The following is a 22532-nucleotide window of genomic DNA, read 5'->3' on the forward strand; positions in this document are numbered from 1 at the left end:
GGTGCCCGATACTCATGAATCAAATTAAAAAAGCGGGTGTAGTCGGTTCGGGAACAATGGGGGCAGGAATTGTACAATTGCTTATTCAAAATGGCCACCCTACAGTGATGTTTGATATTAATCAAGAGGCAGTGGACCGTGCTAGAACTGGTATTGAAGCACGATTAGAGCGTTTAGTTGAGAAGCAGAAGATCAGTGTCAATGAACTGACATTAGCGAAAGAATTGCTAGAGTCTACCACTGACATAAACGCCTTCAAAGATTGTCAGTTAGTCATCGAAGCTGCGCCAGAAAAAATTGGAATTAAGCGTTCAATCTTTCAACAATTAGAAGAGATCTGTGCGGAGGATACCATTTTAGCGACAAATACATCGTCTCTATCAATTACTGAAATATCAGGGCAGATTAAGAAGCCGACACGTGTGGCTGGTCTTCACTTTTTTAACCCGGCACCGATTATGCCTCTAGTTGAAGTCATCCAAGGGTTGAAAACGTCTCCAGAAGTAACTGAGACCCTAATTGATTTCGCAAAAAAAATTAATAAAAATCCAGTAGTTTGTAAAGATACACCAGGTTTTATTGTGAACCGTGTAGCGCGCCCTTTCTATAATGAAGCATTACGGATTATGAATGATCAAGTAGCAAGTGTTGAGCAGATTGATCGCATTATGAAAGGTGCTGGTAATTTTAAAATGGGGCCGTTTGAGCTTCAGGATTTAATCGGAATTGATATCAACTTTGCTACGACGAAATCTGTTCACGCTGGCTTCCATGGTGAGGATCGCTTTAGACCTCATTATTATCAAGAGCGCATGGTGCAGTCAGGTAGCTTAGGGAGAAAGACGAAAGGAGGGTTCTTTAGTTATGACGAATAAGGCGATTGTCATAGTAGGAGGAAACTTACTTGCTAAAGAACTCCTCAAATCATTTGAATTGAATGGTTGTTCTGTTTTTCTTAACGACTTTTCAAAAGCAAAACAGATTGACGTTGTGATTGAAACGACAAACGTTGATCTTGAGCAAAAGAAATTAAACTTACAAGAAATCGAGTCAGTTGTTTCACCAAATACGATTATCTTATCAACGACATTACAAGTAACAGCGACTGAAGCTGCATCTTGGTTACGTTATCCAGAAAGATTAATTGGATTTGCTACTTTCTCTAATTTTAGCGAAGGAAAAGTAATTGAGGTTGCGGCTGCACTACAATCAGACACTGGCTTGTTATCAAATGTTAAAGAAACGTTTGGAGCAATTAACCAAGAGGTTGAAGTCGTAGAAGATGAAGTTGGTTTGGTGTACCCGAGAATTCTTTCCTTAATTATCAATGAGGCGGCGTTTGCTTTAACGGAAGGGACCGCGAATGCAAAAGATATCGATACAGCAATGAAGCAGGGAACCAATTATCCATTAGGTCCATTAGAGTGGGCTGAGAGAATTGGGATCGATGATGTGTATGCTGTTCTCATTGGCTTACACAAACAATTTGGTGAAGAACGGTACCGGCCAGCACCACTAATAAAGAAGCTCGTTCAAGCAGGTTGGACTGGTGGGGAATCAGAAAAAGGGTTCCACCATTATCAAAATCGCAGAGTGAAGGAGTTTTCAATATGAGGGAAGCGGTCATTGTAGATGCTGTTCGAACACCTATTGGAAAATATAACGGTGCTTTAACAAGTGTAAGACCAGATGATTTAGCTGGTCATGTCATAAAGGAATTACTGGAGCGTGTCTCTATTGATAAAGCCCTTATAGAAGATGTGTATTTTGGATGCGCGAACCAAGGTGGAGAAGATAACCGAAATGTAGCGAGAATGGGATTGCTTTTGGCTGGGGTACCTGAAAGTGTTCCAGGCGTAACAGTCAATCGATTGTGTGGATCTGGATTAGATGCAATCAATCAAGCAGCATCAGCGATTAAGGCTGATCTTGGTCAGGTTTTTATCGCTGGTGGAACAGAGAGTATGACTCGAGCTCCTTATGTAATGATGAAACCTCATTTAGCTAACGCAAGAGGAAATCAAACATTACATGACACAACGATTGGATGGAGACTAGTTAACCCGAAACTAGCGGAAGTGTATCCACCAATTAGTCTTGGTGAAACAGCTGAGAATGTGGCAGAGAGATATCACATTACAAGAGAAGAACAAGATGAACTAGCTTTGTTAAGTCAGCAAAAAGCCGCTGTTGCAATCGAAAGTGGAAAGTTCAAAGAGGAAATTGTTCCAGTAACGATTCCGCAAAGAAAAGGGGAGCCGGTCGTATTTGATACGGATGAACACCCTCGTGCAGGAACAACGTTAGAGACATTATCGAAGTTGCGTCCAGCATTCCGTGATGGTGGAACAGTGACAGCAGGTAATTCGTCAGGGATTAATGATGGGGCTAGTGCCGTCATGATCATGGAAAGAGAACTAGCTGAAAAGTTGAACCTGAAGCCGCTTGCCAGAATTGTCACTTCGGCTGTTAGTGGGGTTGATCCTGCTTATATGGGGATTGGTCCAGTGCCAGCGACAAGGAAAGCACTTGAGAGAGCAGGGTTAACTGTCGATGATCTCGATTTAATCGAAATCAATGAAGCGTTCGCAGCACAGTCAGTCGCATGCATTAAGGAATTAGGTTTAGATATGGACAAAGTAAATGTCAATGGTGGGGCGATTGCGTTAGGTCACCCATTAGGTTGTAGTGGATCTAGAATTGTCACGACACTTGTTCATGAAATGCAGAAACGAGATGTACGATATGGTCTTGCTACGATGTGTATCGGGTAGGCCAAGGGATTGCCACAATAATTGAGAAAGTATAAGGAGTGAGTGATACGTGATAAAAGATACAGTGGTAAAGAACTCAGTAATCAAAGATACTTATCAACTATTAATTAATGGTGAATATGTCAATAGCAGCAACAATGAATTCTTTGAAACTCATAACCCTGCTACGGGCGAGGTGTTAGCGAAAGTTGCAAAAGCGACAAAGGAAGATGTTGATCGTACCGTTGAAGCTGCAAGGGCAGCGTTTGAATCAGGCAAATGGCCTAGACAGTCACATACAAAACGTGCGCGCTTATTAAACAACATTGCAGCAATTATGAGAGAGCGCTTCAATGATCTTGTAGAAGCAGAAGTTCTTAATAGTGGTAAAACCGTTGCGGCAGCTCAAGGGCAAATCACCCAAGCGATTGAAGACTTTGAATTCTATGCTGGTACAATCTCAACATTTGGTGGACGTACAAACCCAATGCCTAATGGATTTTTCAACTATACATTGAAAGAACCAGTTGGTGTGTGTGCTCAAATCATTCCGTGGAACTATCCATTAATGATGGCTGCATGGAAGATCGCTCCGGCGTTAGCTGCAGGTTGTACAGTGATCTTAAAGCCAGCTTCTTATACACCAATCACTGCTTATATGCTTGCTGAGATTTGTCACGAAGCAGGTGTTCCAGAAGGAGTTGTCAATGTTCTAACAGGTAGCGGGTCTGAAATTGGACCATACTTAACAGAGCATGAAGGTGTTGATAAAGTCGCTTTTACAGGTGAAACAGAAACTGGGAAAGACATTATGGCAAGAGCTTCTGAAACGTTAAAACGCGTAACGCTTGAATTAGGTGGGAAATCTCCGAGTATCGTGTTTAACGACTGTGATATTGATGGAGCAGTAGCAGGTTCTGTTTATGGTATTTTCTATAACACAGGTCAATCATGTGAAGCTCGTTCAAGACTTTTTGTACACGAGGACATCTATGATGAGTTTTTAGAGAAATTCATTGAGAAAACGAAGCTATTAAACGTAGGTGACCCTTTTAATAAAGAAACACATGTTGGAGCATTAATCTCAGCAAGTCACGAAAAAGTGGTTGATAGCTATGTGAAAATTGCAGTTGAAGAAGGTGGCGAAGTTCTTTATGGAGGAAAGCGCCCAGAAGGTCCTGAATATGAAAATGGACATTGGTACATGCCTACAATCATCGGCAATGTAACAAATGATATGAGAATTGCTCAAGAAGAAGTTTTCGGTCCAGTTGTAGTGGTAATGAAGTTTAGTGATGAAAAAGAAGTACTGAAACAAGCGAATGACTCAATCTTTGGTTTAGGTTCAGCTGTCTGGACGAAGGATCATGGAAAAGCTCATCGCTTTGCGAAAGGACTTCGTGCAGGGATTGTAATGATTAATAACCCAATTTCTGCATTCCCTGGAACTCCATTCGGAGGATATAAACAATCCGGATTTGGACGTGAGTTAAGCCTTGAGACACTTGATTTGTACACAGAAACAAAGAGTGTTGTTTCCTATATTGGAGAGCGTCCGTTAAATATTTTCGGAATATAAATTAAGTTTTCTTTTTTTAATAAATTAACACTATAAAAACAATAATTATTGGAGGAATGTTATAATGACTACAGTTGAAACAGGTCAAAAAAATCTTACAGTGGTAAAGAAAAATGGCGTTGCAGAGGTGCATATTCACGTAAATAAAACAAATTCGTATGACCTTGAGTACTACAAAGAGCTAAATGCTGCAATTGATGATATTCGTTTTGATACAGATATTAAAGTAGCTGTGCTAATGAGTGATATGCCAAAGTTCTTCTCAGCAGGTGCAAACATTAACTTCCTTAAAGCTTCTGAGCCGCGCTTTAAGACTCAGTTCTGCCTATTCTGTAACGAAACATTAGATAAAATCGCTCGTTCTCCACAAGTATGGATCGCATGTCTAGAAGGACATACAGTAGGTGGCGGTTTAGAAATGGCTCTAGCTTGTGACTTACGTTTCATGGGTGATGCAGCTGGTAAAATTGGTCTTCCAGAAATTACACTAGGTGTCTTGGCTGGTACTGGTGGTACACAACGTCTAGCTCGCCAAGTAGGTCACTCTAAAGCATTAGACTTAAACTTAACAGGTGAAACACTTTCTCCACAAGAAGCATTAGACATTCAATTAGTAGATCGTGTCTTCCCTCAAGAAGAAACAAGAGCAAAAACATTAGAGTATGCTGAAAAGATTGCAAACAGTGCTACTTATGCAGCATCTAATATTAAGTTATCAATTATGAATGGTAAGGAAATGCCTTTAAATGTTGCGATTCGTTATGAAGGTGAACTACAAAACCTATTATTCCGTTCGAATGATGCACAAGAAGGTCTAAGCGCATTCATTGAAAAACGCCCAGCAGACTGGTCTGGACAATAAGTCTAAACATTAGCAGAGATGATCAAGAGGGTGAATGATAAGGCTGTTTGGACCTTGTGTTTCACCCTCACAGCAATGAGCAAAGCCGCTGCCTTACTCTTTTAAGCAGCCTGCTATGAATCTATCTTCATAGCAGGTAGCAGCGTGCAGAGCAATTTATTGCTCTGTTTTTTTGCTATCAAACACTCTCTTGATCTTATGATTATTTTGGGACAAGAAGCGCCCTCGTTACATCATCTTTCATTGGGGGAAATACATGATCGAATCAGTAATGAACTTAAGAGGTGTAAAAGAACATTATAATGCAGCAAATCGTTTTATTGATGAAAACGTTCGAAAAGGATTAGGCAATAAAGTCGCCATCATCTGTGATGATGAACAAGTAACCTATCAAGATCTGCAACGGAGAGTGAACCAATTTGGGAGTGCTCTCAGAAATATAAATGTTGAAAGTGAAAACCGCATCTTATTGTTAACGTATGATTCACCCGAGTTTATTGTTTCGTTTTTCGGAGCAATGAAGATTGGGGCTATCCCAATTCCAGTTAATACCATGTTACAGCCCAATGATTATGAATACTTACTAAATAACAGCCGCGCAAAAGTTCTTGTTATTCATGAGGACTTCTGGGAGAAAGTTAAAGATATTCGAGATAGATTTATTTATTTAAAAGAAGTAATTGTTATTTCTGAAAGCGCTTCGAAAAGTACGGATGTCATCGACTTCTTAGAGTTTGTTGACTGTGCCTCTACCGATCTAGAAACATATTATAGTTCGTCAGAAGATGCAGGTTTCTGGCTTTATAGCTCTGGTAGTACGGGGAATCCTAAAGGTGTTATTCATCATCAAAAAAGCATGGAAGTTGCATTTGATAACTTTGCTAAACAAGTATTGCACATGACAGAAGACGATATCACGTTCTCTGCCTCAAAGCTTTTCTTCGCATACGGTTTAGGAAATGGGATGTATTTCCCGTTCGGTACAGGTGGAACGGCCGTTCTTTTAAAAGATCGACCAACGCCAGATAAAGTATTTGAAAAGTTGGTTGAATCTAAACCGACAATTTTCTTTGGTGTTCCAACACTTTATGGAGCAATGATCAATTATGTTGAAAAGACAGGTATTGTTCCTGATCTATCGTCTGTTCGTGTATGTGTATCAGCTGGAGAGGCTTTACCAGCCACGTTCTATAATAAATGGAAAGAACTGTTTGGTATCGATATTCTAGATGGAATTGGATCAACTGAAGCCTTACATATTTTCCTTTCAAATCGGATAGGAGATATTAAAGCTGGAAGTACGGGAAAAGTTGTTCCTGGTTATGAAGCTAGAATCTTGAACGATCAATCAATTGAAGTAGGTCCTAATGAAATTGGAGACCTTGTCATCAAGGGTGAAAGCTTAACCGGTGGTTACTGGTGTAACATTGAGGAGAATCATCGTAAATTTTATGGCGAATGGATGCATACAGGCGATAAGTATTACCAAGATGAAGACGGCCATTTCTGGTATACAGGTCGTTCAGATGATATGTTGAAAGTAGGCGGTATTTGGGTTTCTCCAATTGAAATTGAAACCGTTCTATTCCAGCATGAAGATGTACTTGAATGTGCTGTAATTGGTAAGAAAACAGAAAATAATCTTGTCTTTCCGAAAGCTTTCATCGTGTTAAAAGACGGGGTAACTGCTTCAGAAAGACTAAGTGATGAATTAAAGCTTTATGTAAAAAGTAATTTGGCACCATATAAATACCCACGTGAAATTGAATTTATTGATGAACTGCCAAAAACTGCAACGGGCAAGGTACAGCGCTTTAGACTAAGAGTTTAATGGAAAGCAGGCTGGTTTAAAAGCCCATAGAAGAGAAAAAATAGATCTTTCCATACATGCCTTGAGAGGAGAAAACTACTCTTCTCAAGGCTTTTAAAAGATATAGAGATACATCAAAGGATCTTAAAAGGTCGAAAACAGGCCTATTAATGCGTATCAGTATAAAAAAATATGGGGGTAGCTAATGAAAAAAGCAATTATAAGTGGTGCTGGTTCGTATGTACCTTCTACAATCATGACCAATCAAGACCTTGAACAATTAATGGATACTTCTCATGAATGGATTGCTACTAGAACGGGAATCCATGAAAGGCGAGTAATCGATTCTACGGAGAACACGTCCGATCTAGCTTTAAAAGCGAGTTTAGCAGCTTTAGAGGATGCAGGATTACAGCCAATGGATATTGATTTAATTATTGTGGCAACGGAGACGCCTGATCATATGTTTCCGCCTGTTGCAACAAAACTGCAATCATTATTAGGCTGTAGAACTGTTGGGGCCTTTGATGTTCATAGTACATGTGTTGGCTTCATCTCTGCTCTGCAAATAGCTGAACAGTATATTAAAATTGGAAAGGCAAATCACATCTTAGTTGTTGGAGCTGATGCACTTTCCAAGATCGTTGATTATACAGATCGATCAACGGCAATTCTCTTTGCGGATGGAGCAGGGGCTTTTGTTGTGTCTGGAGCTGATCAAGCTGAATCTGAAGGAATCATTGATTCAACAATCCACTCAGACGGTCAATTTTACGAAGACCTGTATGTAGAAGGTGGATCAAGTAGAGAAAGAGATAATAGTGATTACACCATTCCAAAAATAAAAATGAATGGAAATAAAATCTTTAAACTGGCTGTTAATGCCATGTCTAATAATGTCAAAGAGTTGCTTGTCAGAAACGATGTTCAGTATGAAGAAATTGATTGGCTTATTCCTCATCAAGCAAACCAGCGGATTATCGATGCTGTAGCTAGAAATGTTGAATTTCCACAGCAGAAAGTGATAAGCAATATTAAATATTTTGGTAACAATTCAGCAGCGACGATTCCCTTAGCCTTTACAATGGCGAGGAAAGAAGGGAAAGTGAAAAAAGGAGATCGAATTGTCCTCACAGCTTTTGGTGGTGGTTTAATTTGGGGTTCATTGCTCTTCCAATATTGAGTAGTACGCTTTAACCAGCTATGGTTAGAGCGTTTTTTCTTTGGTGATACTTATCAAGAAGTGGTAGCAGCGTCTAGAATATGATACTGTTAAAGAAAGATTTGTGAACGTGATAAGGAGAAGCAATGAACAATTATAAATTAGTTATTCAATATGATGGTGGACGGTACAAGGGATGGCAACGACTTGGCAATACGGAAAATACCATTCAAGGGAAGATTGAACACGTTTTATCAGAAATGGAAGGGAAGAAGGTTGAAATAATCGGGTCAAGTCGTACGGATGCCGGTGTTCATGCCTTAAATCAAGTTGCTAATGTAAAACTTGGAAGCAAAACGACTGAAGCGGATATTCAAACGTATGTAAATCACTATTTGCCTCTTGATATTAGTGTAACGGAAGTAAAACGAGTTACTGATAGGTTTCATGCTCGTTATAATGCAAAAGATAAAACCTATTTGTATAAAATCTGGAATGAGCCCTATACTCATCCTTTTATGAGAAAGTACAGTATGCATGTTGAGAGAAAGCTTGATATTAAAGCAATGAAGGCGGCGGCACAGTTCTTTCTTGGTGAACATGATTTCACTGCATTCTCAAATGCAAAATCAAAAAAGAAATCAATGGTGCGTACGATTCGCTCCATTGATTTCCAAACGAACGATGGTTTTATTGAAATTAGAATAACGGGAGATGGGTTTCTTTATAATATGGTTCGTAAAATGGTTGGAACGTTAATAGAGGTTGGTTTAGCTGAAAAGGATGCTACTATTATAGCTGACATTTTACATTCAAAAGATCGTAGTCAGGCAGGATTTGCTGATGCTTCCGGACTATTTTTAGAGAAAATTAACTATTAAAGAATAGCCAAGAGTGAATGAAGCTCTTTTGGCTATTCTTTTTCTTTTTTCGTAGCATTTAGCGAGTGTTGTTATCTTGGTTAAAAAAGGCTGTGATCAACTGCTCAAGCTGATTAAAGGCTTCCTTATCATGTAACGCACTATCACTTTGAATCGAAGATAGGACACTTTGAACGACAAACTGCCGTGGTTTCTTCGTATGCAACAGTTCTTCAATAAGAAAGTCTAACAATTGCAGGTGGTTGTTAGAGCTTGGATCAATTTGTTTTTTGAAATGTAAAACAATCCGATAGAGCTCATCTTGAAAATGATTGTGCCGCTCTGGAAACCAGCTCTCTAACACTTCTGGTTGAATCAATTGATCATTTGCCGTTTCGACTTCTTCCACGATTTTCATAATGCGATCAACGCTATAGCGTACAACGGGATACATAGCCGCATTATGTCCATGAGCCATTAAGTAATACCTCACGTTATGATGTAGAATTCCTAAAAACATAATTGCGCAATCTAATAAGTATGGAGCTTTTTGTTGGCCAAATAGATCGATAAAACGTCCATATAGCCAATGTACTTGTTGTAATTGACTGTCTTTGATAAATTGTTTCAATTCAACATCGTTTGATACAAATGCCTCTTCGTATAGTGTGATCAGTTTATTCTTTCGGTTCATTTTCATTTGTAGCTCAAGTTGGCTGACGAATATCTCTACATCAGTGCGGTCTTGCCCAATTAATAGGTCATTGCGCTCTTTTTTTAGTTGGTCATAAATGCTTTTGAATATAGCCATTAATAATTCATTTTTCGAAGCGAAATAATTGTAAAATGTTCCTTTTGAAATATTCGCATAGTCCAAAATATCTTGAATGGAAGTTGCTTGAAAGCCTTTGTCAATAAATAATTGGTGAGCCATTTGAATCACATGTTGTTTTCGACCGTTCATATTATCACCTGTTCTATAGGATTAGACTGTGTGTATAAAATCATATTACCTGATTAATAAACTTTCGACAAACCCTTTTATAACCATAGATTAATCAATTGCCTTTTTTGTACTTATAGTATAATATTAAAAATGTGAACTATAAGTATATTTTATTAGACTTATTGTCTATGTAGGAGGAAAGATGATGGACCAATCGGAAATAAAGACAGGTCGCCCACCCTTTGGAATACTGGCCGTTCTAATGATTGGAGCTTTTATTTCTTTTTTAAATAATACGTTGTTAAATGTTGCGTTGCCTTCGATTATGGCGGATTTACAAGTGGAAACGGCGACCGTACAATGGTTGACAACAGGTTATATGTTAGTAAATGGTATACTGATTCCGGCGACTGCTTTTCTCATTCAAAAATATTCTGTGAGAAGGCTTTTTTTAACTGCAATGCTTTTATTTACAGTTGGAACGTTCGTAGCTGGATTGGCACATGTATTTCCAATGCTCTTAGCTGGAAGAATGCTTCAAGCCTCGGGATCTGCGATTATGATGCCACTGTTAATGAATGTCATGCTTGTTAGCTTCCCGGTTGAAAAACGAGGTACGGCAATGGGAGTATTTGGCTTAATCTTAATGGCAGCTCCTGCAATCGGTCCAACATTATCTGGATGGATTGTTGAGCATTATGACTGGAGAATGCTGTTCCATTTTGTTACACCGATTGCTGTTGTCGTTTTGCTAACGGGTTTCTTTTTGCTTAAAGATAAGAAGGAGAAGGTTGATATACATCTTGATCTTATTTCATTAGTACTTTCAAGCATTGGGTTTGGGGGCTTGTTATATGGGTTTAGCTCAGCAGGGAACAAGGGATGGGATCATCCTCTTGTATATTTGACAATTGTCATTGGAGCCATTTCACTCATTACATTTATCAGTCGTCAATCAAAATTACAAATACCGATGTTGAATTTTAAAGTATTTCAATACCCTATGTTTGCTTTATCTTCATCGATTACGATGGTCTTAAACATGGCGATGTTCTCAGGGATGTTATTATTACCGATTTACGTTCAAACGATAAGAGGTATAACCCCGTTTGATGCGGGGCTGCTCATGTTGCCAGGTGCTTTAACAATGGCAGTGATGTCACCCATTACCGGAAAACTGTTTGACAAATACGGAGGTCGTGTACTAGCAATTATAGGACTTTCGATCACAGTGATAACAACTTACTTATTCAGTACATTAACGACGGAAACGAGTTATTCTTTTTTAATGGCTTTAAACACAGTAAGGATGCTTGGAATATCGATGGTCATGATGCCTGTTTCTACAAATGGTTTAAATCAATTACCAGCCCGTTTTTACCCTCACGGAACAGCGATGAACAACACACTGAATCAAGTATCTGGTGCCATCGGAACGGCTCTACTTGTTACTGTTATGTCAACACGTCAGCAAACACATGCAACTCGGATAGCTGAAAGTACGTTAAATAATGCGGCAGGTCAGCCAACAGCAGCATTAGTAGAAATGCAACAGCAAGTTGCGATGACAGCAATGCTAGAAGGAATTAATGACGCGCTTTTCGTCTCATCATTGATTGCGATTGTAGCATTGATATTAGCGTTCTTTATTAAAAGAGCGAAGCAAGACGAAGAACCGTTAGAGAAAGAAAGTGCAGCTCCTACAAGGGTGGAACCAAAACTAGCAGAAAGTTAATTTATGAAGATTAGTAAGGCACCTTGCTCATTGATAATGAGCAAGGTGTTTTTTTATAGGAGAGAAAGGTCATATATGAAATAACATGGTCGTTCTTGTAAAAGAACAGATGAATTGTTTAAAAAGTTAAAAATATTAGTTATTTGAAGAAAAAAAGAGTATGATAAAGTATTTTGTTCGTTATAAAGGTCAGATGCTTATTTTTGCTGTTTTTCAATTTAACTTAGATAACTTATACTATGTTTAGTTGTTCGTTATGAAGAACAATATGAACGAACAAAGTTCTTTGATAGGAAAGGTAAATAAATTGATATGACTTAGAAGAGTACGACCAAAAATAGGTTGAAATCTTTGCTCTGCAAAGGTCAAATAAACTATTACATACCCACAAAGGGTCGAAAGGGCGGAATCATTGATGAGTATTAAAAAGAAATTAGGCATGGGTGTCGTATCAGCAGCATTGGGGTTGTCTTTGATTGGTGGAGGAACGTTTGCTTATTTTAGTGATACTGTAGCAACGACAAACACATTTGCATCAGGAACTTTGGATTTATCAATTAATCCAGAATATGTAATTAAGGCAGAGAATATCAAGCCAGGTGATATCATGCCGAGAGCTTTTGAGCTTAAAAATGATGGTTCTTTAGATATTTCCTCTGTAGATATTCATACTGACTATGATGTAGATTATGGAGATAAATATAATGGTGGTGATTTAGGAGAACATATTCTTGTTCATTTTATGAAAAATGTTGATAAAAATGGACTTGGAAACATAGTTGTAGGTCCTAACAATGTGATTACTAGCACAACACTAGCAGAACTTCGTGACGCAAATGGGTTACCTGATGCAGTGGCAAATAAATTATATGTTAACCTTCCATGGCTGGGAGAAACGAACGGTGAAAAAGCTGGTCTCAAAGCAGGCGATTCAGACGATCTAGTTGTTGTATTTGAGTTTGTCGATAATGATGAAGATCAAAATACATTCCAAGATGCTGAATTAACACTTTATTGGAACTTCGAAGCCCATCAAACGTCAGGTACACTTAAGTAATATAAAAAGGAAAGGTGAGGCTGTCTCACCTTTCCCCTTTATTTGCTTTCATCAATATAAAAATAGATTGATTTGTATATTCATGAAAACAAATAAACTGATTTACAAGGTAGAGTGAGGGGGATACGATATGAGAAGTCTACGCTCAAGAAAATACCGAAAAAAATACAAAAAGCTAATCATTCTCGCACAAGTTCTAGCAATCTGGTACGCTTTTGTAATTTCAACGGCAATGGTAACATCGGATACATTTGCTTTTTTTAGCGCTTCCGATTCTACAACGATCGCAATTACTACGGGGAAGTGGTGGGATGGAAGTGAGTTAGAGTTTGTTGAAAGACCTAATACGAAGAACATCAAAGCGTGTGCTCCATATCAATTGGAAATTGAAGTGCGAAACAAAGGATATCAAATGGGCAGTGAGACTGAATATGAAATTTACTACGTTGATAATGGAAGTCCAAAACAAAATGGTGAGAGGGTTTCAGAGGGAGTTATCAAGCCTCTAGGGGAAAAAGAGTCGACCATTCTTACATATGAAGCTTTAGAAAATGGTTCATATATGTTCAAAGTGTTTCAAGTGAGAGGCTATGAAGATGACTTTGAAAGAAGAGAAGAAATTTGGAGTACAAAATATATGGTTAAATGTTTGGAAGAGGATGATGAAGAAGAGGAAGAACTTGAAATGGATGAAGTAGTAGAAGATGAAAAAGAAGAAATAGACCAACCAGAAGTGAAGGAGCAACCTGAAGAGGAAAAGGCTACTGAAGTAGAAACTGGCAAAACTGACAACAAAGTCGATGAAAAGAAAGAAGAAGAACAGAGGAAAAGTCCAGTAGAAGAGGAACCAAAAGAGGAACTAATAGAGCAAAAGGAATCAGTTGTAGAGGATAAGGTTGCTGATGAAGATAAAGCAGAAGCAAAAGAAGTTATGAAACTGAAAAAAGTAGAAGAAGAATCTCCTGAGGAAGGTGACGAGTCATGAAAGTGGCAATGAAATGGAGTAGTCGTTTAATTAGCTTTGTTTTATTTGTAGTCCTTGTTTTCATGGTATTTATCGTAATTTCAACGAAAGCATCTGGTGGTGAACCGGAACTCTTTGGTTATCAATTCAAAACAGTTCTTTCTGGTTCGATGGAGCCAGAATTTAAGACAGGTTCGATTATAGCGGTCAAACCAGGTGGTGACATGACAAGGTTTCAAGAAGGTGATGTCATTACGTTTATGGAATCAGCAGAAAAGCTAATTACTCACAGGGTTGTCGGTGTCAAGCAAAGTGGAGAGCATGTCATGTATGAAACAAAGGGTGATAACAACAACGCTCCAGATAGTTCCCTTGTCTTATCGGAAAATGTTATTGCGAAATATGAAGGTTTTACCATCCCGTATGTTGGATATGTCGGGAATTTTGCACAGTCAAAAGAAGGAGCGGCACTTCTTTTGATCCTGCCAGGCCTATTATTGTTGATTTACTCTGGAATTACAATTTGGCAAGGTGTCTCGCAGCTAGAAAAAGGAAATAAAACACAACCAGCTGTTGAAGAAGTGAAGGAAACCATATAACAGTCTATCGGAGTAGTCGTAGAAAAGTTATTGAAGGTGAGGATATGGGTAAAAAGACAAACTATCTGTATAAAATTGTAACAGGGTTGACGGTGCTTCTTTTATGGAGTCTAAGCGTTCAGTATAGTGAGAAGACGTTGGCCGAAACAAATCCAATTACGATCTCGACTGCTCCTGATAGCATCCTATTTCATATCGAAAATATGAAGCCAGGTGATTGGACAGAGAGGGCAGTAACGATTCAAAATAGAGGTGCGGGAAACTTTACTTATAATATGGAAATTGTATTTAAAAGTGGTTCAAAAAAGCTTTATAATGAATTTCAATTGGAAGTGCGTGATGAAAAGGAAACGATCTTTTATGGGAAGCTTGAGGATCTAGAAGGAATTCCAAAGAGGCAGTTGAATGCAGAGCATGAGGAAGATCTTTTGTTTATCATTCGATTTCCATCAGAATTGGGAAATGATTTTCAAGGGTTAGCGTTTCATACGGAATTCAAATTCAATGCACATCAAGAAGAAGAGGTAGTCAATGGAGGAAATCAAATTCAACGACCTATTGATCGAGAGGGGCTTCGTGGAGGATTTAAAGAAGGTTATATACTTCCAGTAACAGCTACGAATTCATATAACTATTTATTGATTGGGATCATAGTAATGCTAATGGGAATTTTTATCTATATATATCAAAATCAGAAAAAAAGAATCATTGAGTCAAAGTAAAAGAAGTTGGACCATTCTTTATGGTCTGACTTTTTTTATTTTGTATTTCCAATTTAGTGATAGTGTTAATGGTAATAACTAAAATTATTGTATAAAAATAGTAATTATTATTTCAAAAGGTAGTAGAATTATATATAATGAAACGGGTTTCCGTAAAAGGAACAGCCGTACCATTGATAATAAAAAAGTAGAGAGTAGGAGTTAGGGGGGAGCAAATGGTTTTACAATCAATCTTAGCGAATATAGCCATTATCCTGATGATGCACCTATGTCTCGTTCTTCTCATGAATAATAAAGAGAAGTTTTCTAAATGGACTTATGCACTTGGAGGAATTTTCCTAGTTTCTTTTGCTGTCATTGCTATGTTTTATTTACCGATTAAATATGGTCACTATCAGTTTGATATGAGGATGATCCCACTCGTCTTTTATGGTTACAGAAAAGGATGGAAGTATGTCATTCCTGTAGTTGTAATTGTTAGTTTATGGCGATTAGGAATTGGCGGAGAAGGGGCTCTTCCCGGTGTTATATTCGGCATGGTCATTCCAGTAGGATTTGCTTTACTTGTTCGGAACAAGAAGAAACCCGTTATTGGTTTGTCCACATTGGTCTTTTTGGTTACAGCTTGCTGGCTTATTTCGGACTTGCCTATCATTATGATTTTGCCAGACGGGTGGAACGTTTTTAGCGAGATAGCTATTTATAGGTTTCTATCATTTAACTTAGTTGCTTTGCTATTGTATTTCTTTATTTATAGTTCAGAAAAAGAAATTGCCTTAAAAAAGCAGTTACAGTTTCTTGCAGAACGTGACCCATTAACGGGCTTGTATAATATTCGACACTTTTTATCAAAGGTTAAGGCGCTGTGCGGTACCGAGGAAAAGAAGTATATTTTAATGATTGATCTAGATCATTTTAAAAAAATAAATGATACGTACGGTCATTTAACAGGTGATGACATTTTAAAAAACGTGGCAGAGCTTCTTGATAGAACGGCTACGAGTGATGCTGATGTTGATGCGATAGCAGGACGTTATGGAGGAGAGGAGTTTATTATATTTATAAAGGAAAAAGCTCCTATAAACATCATTGAAAAAGTTGAAGCTATTAGAAGAGAGATAGAAACTGCTACTTTTTATACGCATGATAAAACTGAGTTAAGTGTGACTGTTTCGATCGGCGTGTGTCGAGTAAAGGATGCTTCTACGATTCGAGAAACGATTGAGAGGGCTGATTGCTCTTTGTATGAATCAAAGAAAAATGGAAGGAATAAGATCCATTTTGCAGATAAAGATGTTGGTTAATGAAAAGAATGAATCTCAGCGGTAGCGGAGCTCATTCTTTTTTTAATTTGGAAAGAGGTGGAATAGTTAGAATTGACAACGTTTTCGTTAGCTTTTGTCAATAATTCTTCATTCTTCTGTAACGAAATTGTACAATATGTGATGTATTTCACATACATTTTGCATATACAATAGCATTATCTCCAGTAGGAGTTCGAGAGGAGGATGAAAATGGAGTCTGTTGAATTAAGCAGGTACTTAACGATGCTGACACTTTCAGTTCACGTTATTTTTGCAACAGTAGGTGTTGGGGTTCCAATCTTAATTGCAATTGCTCATTGGCTAGGATTACGAAATAATGATGAGCATTATATATTATTAGCGAAACGTTGGGCACGTGGTTATGTAATTAGTGTTGCAGTCGGTGTTGTGACAGGAACAGCGATCGCGTTACAATTAGCGCTCTTATGGCCAAGGTTTATGGAATTTGCTGGCCAACTTGTGGCACTACCTTTATTTATGGAGACGTTCGCGTTTTTCTTTGAAGCTATTTTTCTAGGAATTTATTTATATACGTGGGATCGTTTTAAAAATCCAAAGCATCATTTTTATTTATTGATCCCAATTGTATTAGGTTCGGCGATGTCGGCGTTATTTATTACATCGGTGAATGCGTTTATGAATACGCCACAAGGATTCACATTAGTCGACGGACAACTGACAAACATTCAGCCGCTTGTAGCAATGTTTACTCCGGCGATGCCGACGAAAGTAGCTCATGTCCTAACATCTGCCTATATGACTTCAGCATTTATTCTAGCTTCGATTGCAGCTTTTCACCTCTGGAAAGGCAATCGTCATGAATACCATCGTAAGGCTCTTGCACTTACGATGAAAGTTGGGTTGATCTTTGCGATTGCTACAGCTTTAGTCGGTGATTTATCTGGTAAATTTCTTGCAGAATATCAGCCTGAAAAGCTAGCAGCAGCAGAGTGGCATTTTGAAACAGAGGGAGAAGCACCTCTTGTTCTATATGGAGTATTAACGGAAACAAATGAAGTGAAATATGCGATTAAAATACCTTATGCATTAAGCTTTTTAGTGCATAGTAATCCAACAGGGGTCGTCACAGGGTTAAATGATATTCCAGAGGAGTATCATCCGCCTTTAGAGATCCATTACTTTTTCGATATTATGGTCACGATTGGAGTTTTTCTTCCAACTTTAGCGTTAGTGTACTGGTTAGGTCTTCATCGTAATTGGGCGCTCATTAAAAGGCGGTTCTTCCGTTTGTTACTTGTTGCTTCGGGGCCGTTAGCGATGATCGCGATTGAAGCTGGTTGGTGGTTTACAGAGGTTGGTCGTCAACCGTGGATTATGCGTGACTTTATGAAAACAGCAGAAGCAGCAACGGAATCTTCACATGTAGGGATTATGTTTATTGCTTTTGCAGTGCTTTATCTCATCTTAATGATTGGTACAGCGGTTGTACTAATAAGAATGTTTAAAAACAATCCAGTTGAAAAGGAGCTGGAGAAAGAAGCAATAGAGCAAAGGAGTGAAGCGAAATGACAATTGAAATAATAGGGATTTCCGTGTTGTGGCTGTTTCTGTTTGGCTATGTCATTGTCGCTTCCATCGACTTTGGTGCCGGGTTCTTTAACGCATCAACGATTGTCACAAAAAAGAATCATATTGTAAATACGGTGATTCAACGTTACCTTTCACCAGTCTGGGAAATTACTAATGTCTTTCTCGTATTCTTTTTTGTTGGGATGATTGGATTTTTCCCGAAGACCGCCTATTATTTTGGAACCGTATTGTTAATCCCAATTAGCATTTCGATCATTTTATTAGCATTACGTGGGAGCTATTATGCGTTTGGAACATACGGAACAAAAGGACACAAAGGCTATACGATTATGTATGGGGTAACGGGTGTTTTGATCCCTGCCTCTTTATCGACAGCGTTGATTGTTTCGCAAGGCGGATTTATCCGAGAAACAGCTACAGGAGGAATTGAATTAGATTATGCAGCGTTGTTTACTAGTCCATTTGCTTGGTCGATTGTTCTACTAAGTCTTGTAAGTGTCCTCTTTATTTCAGCTAGTTTCTTAGCTTACTACTCTTCGGTTGCGAAAGATCAAGGAGCCCTTACATTATTTAGACGTTATACATGGATTTGGAGCTTTCCAACGATCATTACTGCACTTGGAATTATGATTGAGCTAAGATGGCATAACCCTGATCATTATCAAGGAATGCTTTCGCTTTGGTGGCTATTTGTCTTATCGTTCGTTTGTTTTGTTTGGAGTTTGTGGCTGTTGAAGAAAAGAAGCTATGGCTGGTCGTTTATTTTTGTCGTACTACAGTTCGCTCTAGCCTTTTATGCGTACGGAGTTTCACGTTATCCGTATTTGCTGTATCCGAATTTGACAATCTATGACTCTTTTACAAATGAAACGATGGCCTATGCCTTAATAACAGCGTTTATCTTTGGTTTTATGTTATTAATTCCGTCCCTGTATTTAGTGTTTAAACTATTTATTATGAATAAACCTTACATTCAAAAAGGATAAATCTAAGGAGGAATTTCTCATGCATGATTTTCTACTATTCTACGCACCACTTTTAATTGTTGTATTGGCTATGGCAGCTTCTTTATTCACTGTGGCGAAAAGCACAAAGTTTGAGGATTAGAAATGAAATCACTTCAGAAGTTAGCAAAGGCCGATAAGAGACGTTATTATGCTTTATATTTGATAGCTCTAGCGCTCGGTAGTGTCATCATTTTGCAAGCCTATATGATCGTTTCCATCGTTGATGATATTTTCCTGCAGAACGAATCGTTCCAGCATGTCATGCCAATGCTGCTTCTGTTACTAGGTGTATTAATCTTACGAGTTCTTCTTTCTTATGGAAATGGCAAAATAGGTGTACAAATGGCTGCTAATATAAAAGCTGACTACCGCCGTTCGTTAGTAAAAAGTTTCTCACGTGAATCGTTAATGTCGTCGTATCAAGGACAATCAGGGAAAAAGATTAGTGTTTTACTTGAAGCGGTGGATGAGCTAGATTCTTTTTTTAGCAAATACATTCCGCAACGAATTGTAACAACGGTCGTCCCGCTTTTGATCTTAATTGTTGTGTTTAGCCAACATGTATACTCGGGCTTAATCCTTCTTGTAACAGCGCCTTTTATTCCATTATTTATGGCGATTATTGGAATGCAAACCCAGAAGAAGTCTGAGGAGCAGCTTGAAAGCTTAGCTGCGTTTTCAGGAAGGTTTCTTGATACGCTTCAAGGGCTTGTCACTTTAAAGTTGTTCGGGCGCTCGAAACATTACAAGAAAGTTATTGAGAAAAGCAGTCTAGGTTTTCGTGATTCCACAATGAAAATTTTGAAAATCGCGTTTACGTCTTCGTTGATGCTTGAATTTATTTCGATGCTAAGCATTGGTCTTGTAGCGCTTGAACTCGGTTTACGCCTTGTTGTCTTTCAAAACATTAGCTTCTTCACTGCCTTTTTTATCTTATTGTTAGTTCCGGAATTCTACACATCGCTGAAAGAATTAGGAAGTGCATTTCATGCAGGGAAGAGCAGTACGGGAGCTGCTGAAAAAGTGGAACAGCAGCTAGAGAATAAAGAAAAGAAATTAGAGTGGGGGAGTGTTCCGCTCACTAGCACCTCAATCTCGATTGAAATGGAAAATGTGCACTACCAGTATCCATCGAAGCGATTTTCATTAGAAAATGTGAACCTCGTTGTTCCATCTCGTGCCCAAATTGCAATTGTTGGAAGAAGTGGTTCGGGAAAAACAACGCTATTGCATATTCTTGCTGGGCTTTTGAATCCGAAAAGCGGAGAGGTACGTATTAACGGGAAAGTACTGACCCAGTACGTAGAACGAGACTGGTTTAAAAAAATAAGCTATATCACACAACACCCTTTTTTATTTTCAGGAACGATTTCAGAGAATATTAGTCTGGGGGTTGATGCTAGCCTAAGTGAAATAAAGGAAGCAGCAACGCTAGCAGGGGTAAATGAGTTGATTGAGTCATTAAATGATGGTTATGAAACCATTATTGGAGAAGGCGGGAGAGGACTATCTGGTGGTGAAAAACAACGAATAGCGTTAGCAAGAGCTTTCTTAAAAAAGCCATCTGTGGTCTTATTTGATGAACCGACAACTGGTCTTGATTTAGTGACGGAGAAGTTACTTCACCAATCGATGCAGCAGTTATCGCAGCATTCAACCGTCATTACTGTAGCCCATCGGTTACAGACGATCAAACAATCGAATCAAATATTGTTTTTAGATCAGGGAAAACAAGTTGCTCAAGGTACACATGAACAGTTACTTGCTTCTGTCCCGTCATATAGGGAGTTATTTGCAATGAGTGAAGAAGGTGACCGAGATGAATGAGCTAACAAGCATTATAAGGTTTATGTTAAGAAAGAAAAAAGATGTAGTGCTCTCTATTTTATATGGTTACATTGCAGGCCTTACCGCAGTTGGACTATTTGCAGCTAACGGCTACTTAATTTCACAAGCAGCGCTTACGCCCCCTTTATACGTATTAATAACAATGGTAGCCGTTGTGAAAATTGGTAGTTTTCTGCGAGCAATAAGCCGCTATGCCGAAAGATATTATTCGCATCGAGCAACTTTTACTATGTTAAGTGATTTACGCGTCTCTTTCTATGAGAAAATAGAGAAGAAAGCTTCCCGTTTGTTTGGCTCATTTCGAAGTGGGGACTTACTTGCGAGAATTGTTGGAGATGTAGAAAGCATTCAAAATGTCTTTTTACGTGTTCTATATCCCCCGATTGTGATGGCTTTAGTATTCTTAAGTACCATCTTTTTTGTTTCTTTTTACTCGAACGCAATTATGCTTTTACTCATACTAGGACTGATAATAACGGGTTTGATCATTCCGGCGTGGTTTGCTAAAAAGCAAAAGAATGTGAGTGAAGGGATTCGTGAAAAGAGAGCTATTTTATCAACTGAAGCAACAGAGTGGTTACATGGCTTTCGTGAGTTGAAAATCCATGAAAAGCTTGCTGAAAAAGAAGAACAGTTAGTTCAAGCTTCAGATACGTATGTTAAAGCTCAGGAAAAAGAAGGTATTCAGTCTCTATCAAATCAATCTGTCAACATGGCCTTTAGTTTAGTCGCTTCATGGGCTATTTTAACAGTGGGTGCCTTTTTAGTTGCAAGTGGTGAGTTAAATGGTCTTTTTTTAGCAATGCTTGTGATGGTCAGTTTAACAGTTTTTGAACATTCTATTCCGATGGCAGCTTTCCCCCTTTATTATGAGGATAGTGAAAGGGCAGCAAAGCGGCTTGGTGAAGTCACTCAGGAAAAAGGACAGCATGAAACTGGTACGAAGCAAAGAGGTGAAGTTTGGAAAGGGGCACCGGCCATTGAGTTTCGAGATGTTCAGTTTTCTTTTCCGGGAGAATTAAGAAGCGCGCTTGATCAAGTTAATATCACGTTGCCTCCAGGATCTAAGACGGCGATTGTCGGCCCAAGTGGTTCAGGGAAATCAACATTGATACAGCTACTGTTGAGGCTTACTGAACCAAGTGCAGGAGACATAGTAATTAATCAAGTTTCAATTGCGGAAATGAATGAAGAAAGCGTTTGGAAGCAGACAAATGTTATATTACAAGAAAATCACTTTTTCTTTGGAACGATTAAAGAGAATTTATTGTTGCAAACAAACGAACAATCAGAGAAACTACAGCAATTATTAAATGATGTTGAGCTTCCTCATTTTTCATTAACGGATCAAGTTTTGGAAAAAGGACAAAATTTATCAGGTGGAGAGAAACAGCGCTTAGCAATGGCACGAGTCTTTGCGAAAAAAGGCTCTCTATGGCTTCTGGATGAACCTGTTTCAGCCTTAGATGCTTGGACCGAAAAACAGCTTTTTAAACAACTGTTTAAAAAAGCAAAAGATGACACAGTTGTCCTCGTTAGTCATAAGCTCTCTGGATTAGAGGAATTCGATCAAATTATTGTCATGGACCAAGGGAAGGTCATGGAAACTGGTACGTATGAAGAGTTAGTAGCAGCACGTGGGTATTTTTATGAATTACATGAAATTGAAAAAAACATTATTGCATAAAAGGCAGATAACCTCAGTTGGTTTTCTGCTTTTTGTTCATATTGACTTTAATTGTTCCATTCTTT

General features: G+C 38.4%; 19 protein-coding genes and 1 pseudogene. 19 read left to right on the forward strand and 1 reads right to left on the reverse strand.

Annotated features, from left to right (window positions below):
- Nucleotides 1-14: 14 nt before the first annotated feature.
- From BkAM31D_RS02740 to truA, 8 genes and pseudogenes are all read left to right on the forward strand, one after another.
- Nucleotides 15-875, forward strand: coding sequence for a 3-hydroxyacyl-CoA dehydrogenase NAD-binding domain-containing protein (locus BkAM31D_RS02740; RefSeq protein ID WP_066157970.1), 861 nt, complete (start codon nt 15-17; stop codon nt 873-875).
- Nucleotides 865-1614 carry a 3-hydroxyacyl-CoA dehydrogenase family protein gene (locus tag BkAM31D_RS02745; protein WP_066157967.1) on the forward strand — a complete coding sequence of 250 codons (750 nt, stop codon included), beginning with the start codon at nt 865-867 and terminating at the stop codon, nt 1612-1614. Before BkAM31D_RS02740 ends, BkAM31D_RS02745 begins: the two co-directional genes overlap by 11 nt.
- A pseudogene (locus BkAM31D_RS02750) lies at nt 1611-2809 on the forward strand (thiolase family protein). The gene BkAM31D_RS02745 and the pseudogene BkAM31D_RS02750 overlap by 4 nt, the downstream one beginning before the upstream one ends.
- Before the next feature lie 14 nt (nt 2810-2823).
- Complete coding sequence (locus BkAM31D_RS02755; protein WP_235820523.1) at nt 2824-4332, forward strand: aldehyde dehydrogenase family protein; 1509 nt, start codon at nt 2824-2826, stop codon at nt 4330-4332.
- Between the two features lie 64 nt (nt 4333-4396).
- Entirely contained in the window at nt 4397-5194 is a 798-nt protein-coding gene (locus BkAM31D_RS02760) for an enoyl-CoA hydratase/isomerase family protein (protein ID WP_066157960.1), read from the forward strand.
- A gap of 256 nt (nt 5195-5450) precedes the next feature.
- On the forward strand, nt 5451-7025 hold the full coding sequence (locus BkAM31D_RS02765) for a benzoate-CoA ligase family protein (protein WP_235820522.1): 1575 nt from the start codon (nt 5451-5453) through the stop codon (nt 7023-7025).
- A gap of 184 nt (nt 7026-7209) precedes the next feature.
- Complete coding sequence (locus BkAM31D_RS02770; RefSeq protein ID WP_066157958.1) at nt 7210-8187, forward strand: beta-ketoacyl-ACP synthase III; 978 nt, start codon at nt 7210-7212, stop codon at nt 8185-8187.
- Between the two features lie 125 nt (nt 8188-8312).
- A complete protein-coding gene (gene truA / locus BkAM31D_RS02775) occupies nt 8313-9047 on the forward strand; it encodes a tRNA pseudouridine(38-40) synthase TruA (protein WP_066157955.1) in 735 nt (244 codons plus the stop codon).
- Nucleotides 9048-9105: 58 nt separating this feature from the next.
- On the opposite strand, the gene BkAM31D_RS02780 is transcribed toward truA, so the two are convergent.
- The gene (locus BkAM31D_RS02780; RefSeq protein WP_066157952.1) at nt 9106-9990 is read right to left on the reverse strand and encodes a TetR/AcrR family transcriptional regulator; all 885 of its coding nucleotides are present in this window, start codon (nt 9988-9990) and stop codon (nt 9106-9108) included.
- Between the two features lie 187 nt (nt 9991-10177).
- Here BkAM31D_RS02780 and BkAM31D_RS02785 point away from each other — a divergent pair, with 187 nt between their 5' ends.
- The 11 genes from BkAM31D_RS02785 (at nt 10178) to cydC (ending at nt 22467) form a co-directional block, all read left to right on the forward strand.
- On the forward strand, nt 10178-11707 hold the full coding sequence (locus tag BkAM31D_RS02785) for a DHA2 family efflux MFS transporter permease subunit (protein WP_066157946.1): 1530 nt from the start codon (nt 10178-10180) through the stop codon (nt 11705-11707).
- Between the two features lie 415 nt (nt 11708-12122).
- The gene (locus BkAM31D_RS02790; protein WP_066157943.1) at nt 12123-12764 is read left to right on the forward strand and encodes a TasA family protein; all 642 of its coding nucleotides are present in this window, start codon (nt 12123-12125) and stop codon (nt 12762-12764) included.
- A gap of 130 nt (nt 12765-12894) precedes the next feature.
- On the forward strand, nt 12895-13749 hold the full coding sequence (tapA, locus tag BkAM31D_RS02795) for an amyloid fiber anchoring/assembly protein TapA (protein WP_066157938.1): 855 nt from the start codon (nt 12895-12897) through the stop codon (nt 13747-13749).
- Nucleotides 13746-14327, forward strand: a complete 582-nt coding sequence (gene sipW / locus BkAM31D_RS02800) for a signal peptidase I SipW (protein ID WP_066157934.1) — start codon at nt 13746-13748, stop codon at nt 14325-14327. Before tapA ends, sipW begins: the two co-directional genes overlap by 4 nt.
- Nucleotides 14328-14371: 44 nt before the next feature.
- Complete coding sequence (locus tag BkAM31D_RS02805) at nt 14372-15049, forward strand: LPxTATN C-terminal sorting signal domain (RefSeq protein WP_066157932.1); 678 nt, start codon at nt 14372-14374, stop codon at nt 15047-15049.
- A gap of 215 nt (nt 15050-15264) precedes the next feature.
- Nucleotides 15265-16353, forward strand: a complete 1089-nt coding sequence (locus BkAM31D_RS02810; RefSeq protein WP_066157929.1) for a GGDEF domain-containing protein — start codon at nt 15265-15267, stop codon at nt 16351-16353.
- A gap of 210 nt (nt 16354-16563) precedes the next feature.
- On the forward strand, nt 16564-17904 hold the full coding sequence (locus tag BkAM31D_RS02815) for a cytochrome ubiquinol oxidase subunit I (protein WP_371807176.1): 1341 nt from the start codon (nt 16564-16566) through the stop codon (nt 17902-17904).
- Nucleotides 17901-18911, forward strand: a complete 1011-nt coding sequence (locus BkAM31D_RS02820) for a cytochrome d ubiquinol oxidase subunit II (RefSeq protein ID WP_066157923.1) — start codon at nt 17901-17903, stop codon at nt 18909-18911. Before BkAM31D_RS02815 ends, BkAM31D_RS02820 begins: the two co-directional genes overlap by 4 nt.
- 19 nt (nt 18912-18930) lie before the next feature.
- Nucleotides 18931-19032 carry a cytochrome bd oxidase small subunit CydS family protein gene (cydS, locus tag BkAM31D_RS24785; RefSeq protein ID WP_371807177.1) on the forward strand — a complete coding sequence of 34 codons (102 nt, stop codon included), beginning with the start codon at nt 18931-18933 and terminating at the stop codon, nt 19030-19032.
- Between the two features lie 2 nt (nt 19033-19034).
- On the forward strand, nt 19035-20759 hold the full coding sequence (gene cydD / locus BkAM31D_RS02825) for a thiol reductant ABC exporter subunit CydD (RefSeq protein WP_066157920.1): 1725 nt from the start codon (nt 19035-19037) through the stop codon (nt 20757-20759).
- Nucleotides 20752-22467 (forward strand): thiol reductant ABC exporter subunit CydC, encoded by a 1716-nt coding sequence (cydC, locus tag BkAM31D_RS02830; protein WP_066157917.1) that lies wholly within the window; start codon nt 20752-20754, stop codon nt 22465-22467. Before cydD ends, cydC begins: the two co-directional genes overlap by 8 nt.
- Nucleotides 22468-22532 lie beyond the last annotated feature (65 nt).

It is taken from the genome of Halalkalibacter krulwichiae, from assembly GCF_002109385.1.
Taxonomy (GTDB): Bacteria; Bacillota; Bacilli; order Bacillales; family Bacillaceae_D; genus Halalkalibacter; species Halalkalibacter krulwichiae.